Below are 14,208 nucleotides of genomic sequence, written 5' to 3'. Positions count from 1 at the left end.
GAAGGCTGTGACACTCAGTCGTCGAAGACGACCACTCCGCGGATGTTGCGGCCGGCGTGCATGTCCTCGTACGCCAGCGCGACCTCGTCGAGCGTGTACTCGCGGGTGATCAGCTCGTCGAGTTTGAGCTGACCCGCCCGGTACATACGCGCGAGATTGGGGATGTCGCGACGCGGATTGGACTCGCCGAACAGCGAGCCCTGCAACCGCTTCTGCATGAGGGTGAGATCACCGAGCAGAATGGGTGCACCCGCCACGGTGATGTTGCCCAGACCGGTGAGAACCACGGTGCCCGCCTTGCGGATCGAGTCCAGCGCCTGCGCCACATCATCTCCGGACACCACGCCGATGGTGATGATCGTCGAGTCGGCGCCCTGCCCGTTGGTCACCGAACGGGCATACTCGGTGGCCTCGGCCAACGTGGTGTAGAAGTGCGTGGCGCCGAACAGTTTTGCCTTGTCCTCCTTGGCCGCGACCGGATCCACGGCCACGACGCTGGTGGCCCCGGCGTGCGCCGCACCCTGCAATGCGTTGGCACCGATCCCGCCGATGCCGACCACGATGACGGTGTCACCGGGCTGCACCCGAGCGGAGTTGACCGCCGATCCCCAACCCGTCGGCACACCACAGCTGAGCAATGCCGCCTGTTTGAGCGGAAGGTCCTTGTCCACCTTGACCACCGAGGCGACCGACGCGGTGGTGTACTCGCTGAAGGTGGAGATACCGCACTGCTGCCCCACCGGGGCGCCGTCGAGCTGCATCCGGAAACTCCCCGGATCCTCCGCGCGATCACCGGAGAGCAGGGTCGCGCCGAGGTCGCACAGATTCGACAGTCCGCGAGCACAGAATTCGCACTTCCCACACGCCGGCAAGAACGAGAACACGACGTGATCGCCGACCTCGAAACCCGGAGTGTTCGGGCCGACGGCCGAGATGATGCCCGCCCCTTCGTGTCCGCCGGCGAACGGATAGATGCCGACCGGGATGTCGCCGGTAGCGGCGTGGTCGTCGGAGTGGCACAGACCGGCCGCGACCATCTTCACGGTCACCTCGTTCTGGCGTGGCTCGTCGAGGTCGAGGGTGACGGTCTCGTAGCGCCCGGGCGCCTCACGGAGAACGGCGGTGCGAGTGGTGAAGGACATCGGTGTCTTCTTTCGTCGGGGATGTGTCAGAAGCTCTGGGGATCAATGACTGTCGGGGTTCAATGGCTGCTGGCGATCAATTGATGTCGGGGTTCAATAGCTGCTGGGTTTCCTGTCGCCGGTGCCGATGAAGTCGGCGGCCAACGCCTCCGACCCTCGGGCCAGCAGCGCGGCGTCGGCGCCGACGAGCACGAACGTCGCGCCCGCGGCAACGTAGGCGCGGGCCTGGTCGGCGACGAAGGCGTTGACACCGAACGGTTTTCCGGCGGCATGCACACCGTCGAACGCCGTGTGCACGGCGGCGACGACATCGGGATGGGTTTGCGCGCCGAGCAGACCCATCGACGCCGCGAGATCGCTCGGACCGACGAACACACCGTCGATACCCGGTGTCTCGGCGATCGCTCGGGCGTGCTCGACGGCCTCGATGCTCTCGATCTGCACGAACACCGACACGTGATCGGCGCCGTCGGCGAGGTAGTTGGGCACCCGATTCCACCGGGCCGACCGTGCCAGGGCACTGCCGACACCGCGCCGACCGAGCGGCGGATACTGTGCGGCGGCGGCGATCTGTCGAGCCTGCCCGGCGTCGGAGACCATCGGCACCAGGATGTTCTGCGCTCCGAGATCGAGAACCTGTTTGATGACGACGGCGTCGCCCACGGGTACCCGCACCATCGGTGTACACCGATATCCCGACACCGCATACAGCTGTGCGAGAACCGATTCGAGGCCGTTGGGAGCGTGTTCCATGTCGATCAGCAGCCAGTCGAGGCCGGAACCAGCCATGATCTCGGCGGCCACCGGTGAGCCGGTGGTGATCCAGCCGCCATAGAGCGCACGATCGGCGGCGTCGAGCGCCTCGCGCATGGTCGGGCTCAGCTGAATCGGCACGACACCGTCCCCATCCGGCCGTAGTCGGCGAGCACCGTGTCGCCGGCATGCACCCACATCGGACGGGTGAACGAGCCGGCGAGCACGATCTCCCCCGCCTCCAGCCGATCCCCATGTGCGGCAAGCTTGTCGGCCAGCCACGCCACGCCGGTGGCCGGGTGGTTGAGCACGGCGGCGGCCACCCCGGATTCCTCGATGGTCTCGTTGCGATACAGCAGCGCCGACACCCACCGCAGGTCGATCTCGTTCGGCTTCATGGGGTTTCCGCCGTAGACCATACCGCCCATGGCGGCGTTGTCACTGATGGTGTCGACGATGGTGCGGCCCGCCATCTCGATGCGGGAACTGAGGATCTCCAATGCCGGCACCACGTATTCGGTGGCCCGGAGCACGTCGAAGATCGTCGCGTTCGGGCCGTCGAGCGCCGACCCGAGCACGAATGCCAACTCCACCTCGATACGGACGTTGGAGAACCGGCCGTGGTCCATCACCGAGCCGTTCTCGAACACCATGTCGTCGAAGATCGCACCGTAGTCGGGTTCGGTGATGCCGGTGGCGACCTGCATCACCTTGCTCGTCAGGCCGATCTTGCGTCCCACCGGACGACGCCCGGCGGCGATCCCGCGCCGGCGCCACTCGTTCTGCACCGCATAGGAATCCTCGACGGTCATCTCCGGGTGGCGTGCGGTCAGTAGCGGGATCGTCGTCCGATCCCGTTCTGCGGCAGCGAGTTCGTCGGCGATCTCGGTGATCGTCTGGGCGGACAGCATCAGAGCTGTGCACCAAGCTTGTACTCGCCCTGCTTCCACTCGGGCATCTGTCCCTCGTCATCCTTGCGGGTGTAGGAGAAGCCGTCGGCGCCGATGGTCACCGCCATCTCGGAGTCGTCGGTGCGGGCGAGCACCGGCTGGGGGTTGCCGTCGAGGTCGAGCACCAACGAGGCGTCGGTGTACCAGCTCGGCACCACCGGGTTGCCCCAGAAGTCGCGGCGCTGGTTGTCGTGGACATCCCAGGTGACGACGGGGTTGTCGGGGTCGCCGGTGTAGTAGTCCTGGGTGTAGATCTCCACCCGGTGACCGTCCGGGTCGCGCAGGTAGAGGTAGAACGCATTCGACACACCGTGACGGCCGGGACCGCGTTCGATCGCGTCGGAGCGGCGCAAGCCGCCGAGCTTGTCGCAGATCGCCAGGATGTTGTGCTTCTCATGGGTGGCGAAGGCGACGTGATGCATCCGCGGTCCGTCACCACCGGTGGCGGCGGTGTCGTGCACCGTCGGCTTGCGCCGCATCCACGCGGCGTACACGGTGCCCTTGTCGTCCTGGATGTCCTCGGTGACCCGGAAGCCCAGATCCTGGTAGTGGCGGACCGCGCGCGGCACGTCGGGGGTGACCTGGTTGAAGTGGTCCAGACGCACCAGCTCGCCCGGGCAGTGCAGGTCGTAGCGCCACGACATCCGCTCGACGTGATCGGTCTGGTAGAAGAACTCGTACGGGAAGCCGAGCGGGTCCTCCACGCGCACCGAGTCGCCGATGCCCTTGACGAATCCCTGCGCCCGACGTTCCACGCGGCAACCGATCTCGGTGTAGAACGCGACCGCCTTGTCGAGGTCTTCGGGGCTGCGTACCCGGTAGGAGAAGACGGCCACCGCGGCCACCGGACCCTTGCGCAGCACGAGGTTGTGGTGGATGAACTCCTCGGTGGAGCGCAGGTAGATCGCCTCGTCGTCCTCCTCGGTGACATAGAGCCCGAGGATGTCGACATAGAACTGACGCGATGCGGCCAGGTCGGTGACGACGATCTCCATGTAGGCGCACCGCAGGATGTCCGGCGGCGCGGACTGCGGGGTGGAGACGGGATTGCCGGAGCGGATGGGGGCTTCCTGCGAGACGTAGTAGCCCGACGAGGTCAGGGTCATCTCTTCGCGAGCGGTCATGGGTGGCGTCCTTGCCTGGGTCGAGAGGGGGTTGGCGGATCGAGGGGTCGGGAACGAAAGATTCTGGTGCGGTGGGGATTACTGCTTGCCGAAGGTCGGGTTGTGGACCTTGCCGAGGGTGATGTGCACGGCCTGCTGATCGGTGTAGAAGTCGATCGAGCGGTAGCCACCCTCGTGGCCGAGGCCGGAGGCCTTGACACCACCGAACGGGGTGCGCAGATCGCGGACGTTGTTCGAGTTGAGCCACACCATGCCCGCCTCCACGGCCTGCGAGAAGTTGTGGGCCCGCTTGAGGTCATTGGTCCAGATGTAGGCGGCCAGACCGTATTTCACACCGTTGGCCAGCGCGAGAGCTTCCTCGTCGGAGTCGAACGGAGTGATCGCGACGACCGGACCGAAGATCTCCTCCTGGAAGATCCGCGCATCGGGGGCGACATCGGCGAACACGGTGGGGGCCACGAAGTTACCGGTGTCGAAGCCCTCCGGCCGACCACCACCGGCGACGAGTCGTCCCTCGGACTTGCCGAGTTCGACGTAGCTCATCACCTTCTCGTAGTGCTCGGGGTGCACGAGCGCACCGACCTCGGTCGTCTTCTCGTGCGGATATCCGACGACGACCCGTTTGGCCTGTGCCGCATACCGTTCCACGAACTCGTCATAGACCGAGCGCTCGACGAGGATGCGGCTGCCCGCGGTGCAGCGCTCACCGTTGAGGGAGAACACACCGAAGATGGTGGCGTCGATCGCGGCGTCGAGGTCGGCGTCGGCGAAGACCACCGCCGGGCTCTTGCCGCCGAGTTCCATCGACAGCCCCTTGAGGTACGGCGCCGCGTTGCCGAAGATGAGCTGCCCGGTGCGGCTTTCGCCGGTGAACGAGATCAACGGCACCTCAGGGTGTTTCACCAGCGCATCGCCGGCGTCCTCACCCAATCCGTTGACGAGGTTGAACACGCCCTGCGGCAGGCCTGCCTCCTCGAAGATGCCGGCCCACAACGACGCCGAGAGCGGGGTGAACTCGGCAGGCTTGAGCACCACGGTGTTTCCGGTGGCCAGCGCCGGACCGAGCTTCCACGACTCGAGCATGAACGGGGTGTTCCACGGGGTGATCAGACCCGCGACGCCGATCGGCTTGCGATTGACGTAGTTGATCTGCCTACCCGGCACCTTGTAGGTGTCGTCGGACTGGGCGACGATCAGGTCGGCGAAGAACCGGAAGTTCTCCGCGGCGCGGCGTGCCTGGCCGAGGGCCTGGGTGATCGGCAGCCCGGAATCGAAGGACTCCAGTTCGGCCAGCCGCGCATCACGGGATTCGACGATGTCGGCGATCCGGTGCAGGACCCGCGCACGTTCGCGCGGCAGCATCGTCGGCCACGGGCCGTCGGTGAAGGCGGCACGTGCGGCGGCCACGGCCAGATCGATGTCGGCCTTCTTGCCGGCAGCTGCCTGCACGTAGGTCTCGTTCGACACCGGGTCGAGGACGTCGAAGGTGTCGCCGTCGACCGAGTCGACGAACGCTCCGCCGATGTAATGCTGGATGCGCGTGGGCAGATCGGCCGGGACGTGACCGGTCACCGGTGAGCTCACCGTGTTCGTCATGGTTTCTCCGTTTCGGGGGGTCGGGATCGGGGTCCGGTTACGGACCGTCGAAGAACTAGAAGGCCGGCAGGCCAAGGGTTTCGTCGGGGTGTTCGTGAACCAGGTAGGCGTCGAGGGTGGCCGCGCGGTGCCGCCGCGCGACCTTCTCGATCTCGCCGAGCGGAGCACCGATCTCGATGAGCCGCACGATGTTCTCGTGTTCGCGGACCGACTCCTGCGCCCGGCCGGGCACGAAGGAGAATGTCGAGGCGCGCAGGTGCCCGAGTCGGGCCCATTCGGCTTCGACGAGGGTGACCATCCGCGGGTTGGTGCACTTGGAGAACAGGGTCGCGTGGAACTCCTGGTTCAGCGCGGTGAACAGACCCGGATCGAAGTGACCAAGCGATTCGATCATGCGCTCGTTGATGTCTCGCGCCTTGCGCAGATCGTCCTCGCTGAGCCGACGGGCGGCCAGCGCGGTGGCCGCACCCTCCAGGATCGACAACGCCTGCATGCTCTCGCGGTACTGCGAGTCGTCGACCATCGACACCTGAGCGCCGACGTTGGTCTCGAAGGTGACCAGACCCTCGGCCTCGAGTTGTCGGATCGCCTCGCGCACCGGCACCACGCTCATGTCCAGGCTCTTGGCGATGGTGCTCAACACCAGCCGATAGCCGGGTGTGTACTCCTGACGAGCGATGCGCTCCTTGATCCAGTGGTAGGCGATCTGCGACTTGCTGCGGCTCGGATTCGTCTGGCCGGGTTGCTCACTCATCGATTCGCCTTCCATTCGAGATAGCGGGCTTTCCACTGCGCGTTGGGCGGGAACAATCCGTCGACCGGATGTCCGGCCGCGACCTGCTCGGCCACCCAGGCGTCCTGCTCCTCCTGGGCGAGCGCGGCGTCGGCGACCTCGGCGGCGATGGCCGGCGGGATGACGATCACGCCGTCGTCGTCACCGACGATGATGTCGCCGGGTTGGACCGTGGCACCGCCGCACGCGATGGTCAGGTCGTGATCCCAGGGCACATGCTTGCGGCCGAGGACCGCCGGATGCGGTCCGGCGGTGAACACCGGTAGACCGATCTCGGCGACCGCCGCGTAGTCGCGTACCCCGCCGTCGGTAACGATGCCCTCGGCGCCAAGGGTTTTCGCGCGGATCGCCAGGATGTCACCGAGCGTGCCCGATCCGGTCTCACCGCGCGCCTCGATGACGATCACCTCACCCGGGCCGACGGCGTCGAAGGTCCGCTTCTGCGCGTTGTATCCGCCGCCGTGGGAGTCGAAGAGGTCCTCACGGTTGGGCACGAAGCGCAGGGTCTTGGCGGTGCCGACGATCGTGGTTCCTCGGGTCTGCGCGCGCACGCCGTCGATGGAGACGTTGTCGAGGCCGCGCTTGCGGAGTTGTCCGGACAGACCGGCGACCGGCACGCGTGTCAGTTTCTCGCGCAACTCGTCGGTGAGGACCGGCCCGGCGGGTGCCGGTAGTCCGGCCGCCTGCGCCGAGCCCCACGCCTCGGCGCGCTGGGTGTCGTCGACGGCCGGCAGCGACCCGAGGTCGGCGTCGAAACCGTTGTCGCCCTGGACCACCGTCGTGACGAGCCGCCCGGAGGTCGGGCCGCCGGGGACGTCGACCTCGACCTCGACGACATCTCCGGGACCGATGACCGAGGAGCCGGCCGGGGTTCCGGTGAGGATCACATCGCCGCGTTCGAGGGTGAAATGCTGCGAGAGATCGGCGACGATCTGTGCCGGCGAGAAGAGCATTCCCGCCGTCGAATCCTCTTGCGCCAAGCGACCGTTCACCCAGGTACGAATGCGGATCGCGTTCGGGTCCACCGCGCGGGCGTCGATGAGGTCCGGGCCGAGCGGGGTGAATCCGTCGCCACCCTTGGACCGGACGTTGGAGCCCTTGTCGGCCGCCCGCAGGTCGTAGAGTCCGAGGTCGTTGGCGGCGGTGACGGCGGCGACGTGATCCCACGCCTGCGCGAGACCGACCCGGCGGGCCGGGTTTCCGATGACCAGCGCCACCTCCCCCTCGAAGGCGAGCAACTCGGTGCCGAGCGGCCGCTCGACGGTACCGCCGGTCGCCGCCACCGAACTCGAGGGCTTGAAGAAGTACGACGGCTGTGCCGGTCGTCGCCCGCGCTGCTGCGCACGCGAGGTGTAACTGAGATGAACGGCGATGATCTTGCCGGGTGTGCCGATGGCGGGTACGGCCACCGATGCTGCAGAACCCGATACTGGGGAACCGTCCCGGTTCGCGGGCTGATGCTGGTCGGTCGTCACGGATGTCCTCTCCGTCGTCCAGATCGTATATGAAAACGTATCTTGCGAGCGATATACGAGATCGTATATGGTCTGAGACACAGAGCGCAAGTGATCCAGATCGCAGCGACTCGAGACCGTGGCCCCGGCCACCAGGACGCCCCGCGCGGGCGACCCCCCTGGCCCTCGCCGCACCGACTGCCGCACCGGGCATCTCACCGAACACCGGGAATGCCAGAGAAGGAGCCCCGATGAACGCCCCTCCCCGAACTGCATCACCGACTGTGGTGGTGACCGAAAAGGACCGTCGCCGAGTGGTTTTCGCCACCGTCGTCGGCACCACCGTCGAGTGGTACGACTTCTTCGTCTACGCGGTGGCCGCGGGCCTCGTCTTCGGCGAACTGTTCTTCAAGCCCGCAGGCCCCGGGGTCGCGACCATCCTGTCGTTCCTGACGGTCGGCATCAGCTTCCTGTTCCGCCCCCTCGGCGCATTCCTGGCCGGACACTACGGTGACCGCTACGGCCGGCGCGTGGTCCTGATGGTGACCCTGGCCCTGATGGGCGTGGCAACCACCCTGGTCGGGCTTCTGCCCACCTACGCCGCCATCGGCATCGCGGCACCGATCCTGCTGATCACCCTGCGCATCCTGCAGGGCATCTCGGCCGGCGGCGAATGGGGCGGCGCGGTGTTGATGGCCGTCGAGCACGCCCCGGACCGCAAACGCGGTGTCTTCGGCGCCTCCCCGCAGGTCGGGGTGCCACTGGGCATGCTGCTGGCCTCCGGCGTGATGGCCCTGATGGCCGTCCTCGCCCCCGGCGACTCCTTCGAGACGTGGGGGTGGCGCATCCCGTTCCTGCTGTCGTTCGTCCTGATCCTCATCGGTCATTTCATCCGCTGCCGCGTCGAGGAGAGTCCGGTGTTCCTCGAAATCGCCGAACGCCGCGAGGAGACCAAGACACCGATCGTCGAGCTGTTCCGCAAGCACGCCGGGCTGGTGCTCGTCGCCGCACTCGTCTTCGCCGGCAACAGCGCCGTCGGGTACATGACCACCGGCGGATACCTGCAGAGTTATGCCACCGATCCCGACGGTCCGGTCGGCCTGTCGCGCGGTCCGGCGCTCCTCGCGGTCGCCGGGTCGGCGGCCACCTGGCTGCTGTTCACCCTGATCGGCGCTCGCGTCAGTGATCGCATCGGCCGCCGCTCCACCTACCTGATCGGCTGGGTCCTGCTGCTGGCGGCGCTGCTCCCGCTGTTCCCGCTCGTCGACACTGGCAACGTGTGGCTGATGTTCTGCGGCCTGGCCCTGCTCACCGTCGGCCTCGGCTTCACCTACGGCCCCCAGGCCGCCCTCTACGCCGAGCTCTTCCCGGCGTCGATCCGGTTCTCCGGCGTCTCGATCTCCTACGCCATCGGCGCCATCATCGGTGGTGCCTTCGCGCCGACGATCGCCGCGGCACTCATGCGCGCCACCGGCACCACGACCTCGATCGTCATCTACCTCGCGGTCATGGCCGCCATCAGTCTTGTTGCCACACTGACGCTTCGGGACCGCACCGGCATCCCGCTCGGCCCCGACCACGAAGCACAACAATCCATCAGTCCCATCCGAGGAATGGCGAGGGCCTAGACAATGCAGTTCCATCACCACGGCTACGTGTCCACCGACCCGCGGGTCCAACCCGCCGCGGGGACCGGCCTCGACCGGCCCGACGAACTCCCCGACGAAGTCGACGTGCTCATCGTCGGCACCGGCCCCGCCGGCATGATCACCGCCGCGCAACTCGCCCAGTTCCCCGACGTCACCACCCGCATCGTCGAGCGCAGGCCGGGACGACTGGCGATCGGGCAGGCCGACGGCATCCAGGCGCGCAGCGTGGAGACCTTCCAGGCGTTCGGTTTCGCCGAATCGATCATCGCCGAGGCCTACCGGATCACCGAGATGGCGTTCTGGAAGCCCGATCCCAACGATCCGTCACGAATCGTGCGCGCCGCGCGCACCCCCGACGATGCGGCCGGCATCTCGGAGTTCCCACACCTGATCGTCAATCAGGCCCGAGTCCTGGACTACTTCGCCGAGTCGATGGCCAACGCGCCGACCCGGATGACGCCGGACTTCGGTTACGAGTTCGTCGGCCTCGAGATCGCCCAGGGTGAGCAGTACCCGGTGACGGTGACCCTGCGCCACACCGCGGGCGAACAGGACGGCCAGACGCGCACGGTGCGCGCGAAGTACGTCGTCGGTTCCGACGGCGCGCACAGTCGCGTGCGTGACGCGATCGGCTGCACACCACACGGCGACAAGGCCTTTCACGCCTGGGGTGTGATGGACGTGCTGGCCGACACCGACTTCCCCGACATCCGTACCAAGTGCGCGATCCAGTCCGGCTCCGGCGGGTCCATCCTGCACATCCCTCGCGAGGGCGGTTTCCTGTTCCGCATGTACGTCGATCTCGGCGAGGTCCCCGCCGACGACAACGGCCGGATCCGCACGACGAGCATCACCGAGATCATCCGGCAGGCCAACGAGATCCTGCATCCCTACACCCTCGACGTGAAAAACGTTGCCTGGCACAGTGTCTACGAGGTCGGTCACCGGGTCACCGATCGGTTCGACGACGTCGACATCGAGCAGGCCGGCACCCGCACCCCGCGGGTGTTCATCACCGGCGATGCGTGCCACACCCACAGCGCCAAGGCGGGACAGGGCATGAACGTCTCGATGCAAGACGGCTTCAACATCGGCTGGAAGCTCGGTCACGTGCTCTCCGGCCGTGCGCCGGAGGAACTGCTGAGCACGTATTCGGCCGAGCGGCAGGTGATCGCGCAGAACCTGATCGACTTCGATCGCGAATGGTCGTCGATGATGGCCAAACGTCCCGAGGAGTTCGACTCACCGTCGGAGCTGGAGGACTTCTACGTCAAGACCGCCGAATTCCCGGCCGGCTTCATGACGCAGTACGCGCCGTCGATGATCGTCGCCGATGCCACCCACCAGGATCTGGCGACCGGCTTCCCGATCGGCAAACGGTTCAAGTCCGCGCCCGTGGTCCGCGTCGGCGATGCCAATCCGGTCCAGCTGGGCCATCATCACCGTGCCGACGGACGTTGGCGGATCTACGCATTCGCCGCCGATTCGTCCGCCGGCATGAACAACGCCGCACCCGATGTCTCGGCTCTCGACGACTGGGCCACCTGGCTGGCCACCGATCCGGAGTCACCGGTGGTGCGTCATACCCCCGCCGGCACCGACCTCGACTCGGTGTTCGACGTCAAGGTGATCTACCAGCACGACCACACCCGCGTCGACCTCAACGCGGTGCCGAAGATCTTCCTGCCCAAGGTGGGTCCGTTCCAGATCACCGACTACGAGAAGGTCTACGCGACCGACCCGCACGTCGACATCTTCGCCGAACGCGGCATCGACCGCCGTGGCGCGGTCGTGGTGGTGCGCCCGGATCAGTATGTGGCGCACGTGCTCCCGCTCTCCGCCCGAGCCGAGCTCGCAGGGTTTTTCGCCCGCAACCTGCTGTCCGCCGGCACATCCGCTCGTGCCAAGGAGTCGGTGTGACCACCCTCGCCGACACCGATACCGCCTGCCCGCTCAGTGCAGGCACCGACCCGTTCGCCTGACATGTCCGCCGCCTACCCAGCAGTGCGCAACTCCTCGAGCCATCGCTCGAACATCTCGTCCTGCCGGGCGGGCGGCAACGACTCGGGTGTGAGCACGGCCATCACCTGCATCCCCATCAACAGGGTCAGCAGGGTGTCGGCGGCCAATGCGGTGTCCGCCGACGTCAGTTCGCCGTCGGACACCGCCTGGTCGAGAAACCCGACCATCTGCGTGCGCCACATCTGCCACGACTCGGCGTTGACCTGCTTCATCACCGGGTCGTACATGGCGTGCTCCCACAGCGTCGTGGCGATCCGCGCCTCGAGCAGGGCTTCTTCGGTGCGGGGCATGATCTCGCCGCACAGGATGCGCAGCGCGTCGAGACCCCGCGCGTCGCCCATCCGCCTTGCCACGCGATCGTTGGTGGCCAGCGAGACGTGCTCGTAGGCCCGCCGGATCACCTCGTCCTTGTTCGCGAAGTAATAGCCCAGCACCCCGTTCGCGTAGCCGGCCTCCTCGGCGATCATGCGCATGCTCACCGCGCTGATCCCCCGGGTCGCGATCAACCGCCACACCACGGCGATGATCTCCCGGCGCCGCTCGTCGTGATCGACCACCTTGGGCACGTCCGCCCTCACCTCCTGGTGGTCTCACCACCGTCCGCCTCGTTCGCGCATCCTGCGCCGGATCCACGCCCGTTACAGGGTACGTAACACGAAACGCACACACCGGAAACAAGTCGTGCCTACTATTTCCTACAACCGTAGGAAAAACGATTCCGGTTGCGGCACACCATCTTGAACGGAGACACCGATGGCCGTCAGTCCTGACACCGTGGACCATCCCCTGTCCATGCCCACCGCCGCGGAGATCGACGACGTCACCGCGATCCTGAGGGCGGCCGGACTCGTCACCGATACGAGCCGCTTCGCCTACGTCGGGCTCGTCGAACCCGCGAAGGCACAGCTCCATCGCGACGCGTCCGCGTCGGCGCACCGACGCTTCCGGGCGCTGCTGCTCGACCCCACCACGTCCGAATCCCTCGACGCCGTCGTCGACGTCACCGACCGAGAGGTGGTGTCGCACCGCGTACTCGACACCGCCGTGGATGGACAGGTGCCCGTGCTCGACGAGGAGTTCGGTCTCGTCGAGGAGGTCCTCGCCACAGACGAGCGATGGCTGGCGGCACTCGCCGCCCGCGACCTCGATGTGGCGCAGGTCCGCGTCGCGCCCCTCTCGGCGGGCGTCTTCGACTATCCGGGCGAGGAGGGGCGCCGCATCCTGCGCGGACTGGCCTTCTGGCAGCCCGAACCCACCGACCACCCGTGGGCACATCCGATCGACGGACTCGTCGCCTTCGTCGACGTCACGGCACGAGAGGTCCTGCAGATCCTCGACCTGGGCGTGGTGCCGATCCCGCAGGAGTCCGGCAACTTCGCCGATCCCGAGGTCACCGGCCCGCTGCGCACCACGCAGAAGCCCATCGCCATCACCCAGCCGCAGGGGCCGAGCTTCACCGTGACCGGCAATCTGGTCGAGTGGGAGAAGTGGAGTCTGCGAGTCGGTTTCGACGCCCGCGAAGGTCTCGTCCTGCATCAGATCGGCTTCACCGACGGCGGCCAGGTGCGGCCGATCATCCACCGCGCGTCGATCGCGGAGATGGTGGTGCCCTACGGCGATCCGTCGCCGGTGCGTTCGTGGCAGAACTACTTCGACACCGGCGAATATCTCGTCGGGCGTTACGCCAATGCCCTCGAACTCGGCTGTGACTGCGTCGGCGACATCACTTACTTCGATGCGGTCATCGCCGACGAGAGCGGCGCCCCACACACGCTGCGCAACGCAGTGTGCATGCACGAGGAGGATAACGGCATCCTCTGGAAGCACACCGACCTGTGGGCCGGCTCGCACGAGACCCGCAGACAACGGCGTCTGGTGATCTCGTTCTTCACCACCATCGGCAACTACGACTACGGCTTCTTCTGGTACCTCTACCTCGACGGGACCATCCAATTCGAGGTCAAGGCAACGGGAATCGTGTTCACCTCCGCCTACCCCGGCGACGAGTACCCGTACTCCTCGCAGATCGCCCCCGGACTCGGCGCTCCGTATCACCAGCACCTGTTCAGCGCCCGGCTCGACATGATGGTCGACGGCGATGCCAACAGTGTCGAGGAACTGCAGAGCGTCCGGGTCCCGATGGGAGACGGCAATCCGCACGGCAACGCCTTCACCCTGTCGAAGACGTTGCTGCACACCGAATCCGAGGCTCAGCGCGACGCCGACAACACCGTCGGCCGGGTCTGGCACGTCACCAACCCCGGGGTGACGAACCGGCTCGGCCATCCGGTCGCCTATGCGCTGATCCCGGAGGGCCGCCAGACCCTGCTGGCCGACGACGGATCGTCGATCGCCCGTCGCGCCGCATTTGCCACCAAACATCTGTGGGTGACACCCTTCGACGCCGACGAGCTCTATGCCGCAGGCGATCTGGTGAACCAGCACCCCGGGGGCTCGGGCCTACCCGCCTTCGTGCACGGTGATCGCAGCGTCGAGAACACCGACATTGTCGTGTGGCACACCTTCGGCCTCACGCATTATCCGCGCCCGGAGGACTGGCCCATCATGCCCGTCGACTACACCGGCTTCACCCTCAAACCGGTCGGCTTCTTCGACCGCAACCCCACCCTCGACGTCCCCGCCTCGAGCGCCTCCTGCGACACCTCATCCTCCTGCGACACCTCACACAGCGCCGCCACCGACGACTCCCCCTGCCACGGCTGAC

At 66.9% G+C, this 14,208-nt stretch carries 11 protein-coding genes; 3 read left to right on the top strand and 8 right to left on the bottom strand.

From position 1 onward, the window contains the following. Window positions 1-14 precede the first annotated feature (14 nt). The 7 genes from QNM97_RS06065 to QNM97_RS06035 all read right to left on the bottom strand — a co-directional run bounded on the left by QNM97_RS06065 (window position 15) and on the right by QNM97_RS06035 (window position 7,767). Window positions 15-1,142 (bottom strand): NDMA-dependent alcohol dehydrogenase, encoded by a 1,128-nt coding sequence (locus tag QNM97_RS06065; protein WP_079930512.1) that lies wholly within the window; start codon window positions 1,140-1,142, stop codon window positions 15-17. 93 nt (window positions 1,143-1,235) lie between these two features. Then, complete coding sequence (locus tag QNM97_RS06060; protein ID WP_502874994.1) at window positions 1,236-2,036, bottom strand: HpcH/HpaI aldolase family protein; 801 nt, start codon at window positions 2,034-2,036, stop codon at window positions 1,236-1,238. Continuing rightward, on the bottom strand, window positions 2,021-2,806 hold the full coding sequence (gene hpaH, locus QNM97_RS06055; protein WP_283821999.1) for a 2-oxo-hept-4-ene-1,7-dioate hydratase: 786 nt from the start codon (window positions 2,804-2,806) through the stop codon (window positions 2,021-2,023). The genes QNM97_RS06060 and hpaH overlap by 16 nt, the downstream gene beginning before the upstream one ends. After that, window positions 2,806-3,969, bottom strand: a complete 1,164-nt coding sequence (gene hpaD / locus QNM97_RS06050; protein ID WP_283821998.1) for a 3,4-dihydroxyphenylacetate 2,3-dioxygenase — start codon at window positions 3,967-3,969, stop codon at window positions 2,806-2,808. The genes hpaH and hpaD overlap by 1 nt, the downstream gene beginning before the upstream one ends. Window positions 3,970-4,047: 78 nt before the next feature. Then, window positions 4,048-5,565 (bottom strand): 5-carboxymethyl-2-hydroxymuconate semialdehyde dehydrogenase, encoded by a 1,518-nt coding sequence (hpaE, locus tag QNM97_RS06045; RefSeq protein WP_014360777.1) that lies wholly within the window; start codon window positions 5,563-5,565, stop codon window positions 4,048-4,050. Window positions 5,566-5,620: 55 nt separating this feature from the next. Next, window positions 5,621-6,319, bottom strand: coding sequence for a GntR family transcriptional regulator (locus tag QNM97_RS06040; RefSeq protein ID WP_208791994.1), 699 nt, complete (start codon window positions 6,317-6,319; stop codon window positions 5,621-5,623). Next, window positions 6,316-7,767, bottom strand: a complete 1,452-nt coding sequence (locus QNM97_RS06035; protein ID WP_502875046.1) for a fumarylacetoacetate hydrolase family protein — start codon at window positions 7,765-7,767, stop codon at window positions 6,316-6,318. The genes QNM97_RS06040 and QNM97_RS06035 overlap by 4 nt, the downstream gene beginning before the upstream one ends. Before the next feature lie 359 nt (window positions 7,768-8,126). On the opposite strand from QNM97_RS06035, the gene QNM97_RS06030 reads away from it, so the two are divergent. Next, window positions 8,127-9,440 (top strand): MFS transporter, encoded by a 1,314-nt coding sequence (locus tag QNM97_RS06030; RefSeq protein ID WP_283823110.1) that lies wholly within the window; start codon window positions 8,127-8,129, stop codon window positions 9,438-9,440. A 3-nt stretch (window positions 9,441-9,443) separates the two neighbouring features. Then, window positions 9,444-11,381, top strand: coding sequence for an FAD-binding monooxygenase (locus QNM97_RS06025; protein ID WP_283821995.1), 1,938 nt, complete (start codon window positions 9,444-9,446; stop codon window positions 11,379-11,381). A 74-nt stretch (window positions 11,382-11,455) separates the two neighbouring features. Here QNM97_RS06025 and QNM97_RS06020 read toward each other — a convergent pair whose 3' ends face one another. Beyond that, on the bottom strand, window positions 11,456-12,049 hold the full coding sequence (locus QNM97_RS06020; protein ID WP_283821994.1) for a TetR/AcrR family transcriptional regulator: 594 nt from the start codon (window positions 12,047-12,049) through the stop codon (window positions 11,456-11,458). Between the two features lie 187 nt (window positions 12,050-12,236). On the opposite strand from QNM97_RS06020, the gene QNM97_RS06015 reads away from it, so the two are divergent. After that, the gene (locus QNM97_RS06015; protein ID WP_283821993.1) at window positions 12,237-14,207 is read left to right on the top strand and encodes a primary-amine oxidase; all 1,971 of its coding nucleotides are present in this window, start codon (window positions 12,237-12,239) and stop codon (window positions 14,205-14,207) included. Window position 14,208 lies beyond the last annotated feature (1 nt).

Source organism: Gordonia sp. L191, assembly GCF_030077625.1.
In the GTDB taxonomy this organism is placed as follows: domain Bacteria; phylum Actinomycetota; class Actinomycetes; order Mycobacteriales; family Mycobacteriaceae; genus Gordonia; species Gordonia polyisoprenivorans_A.
The sequence above is the reverse complement of the archived record's forward strand: the minus strand, read 5'-3'. Positions and strand labels throughout refer to the sequence as shown.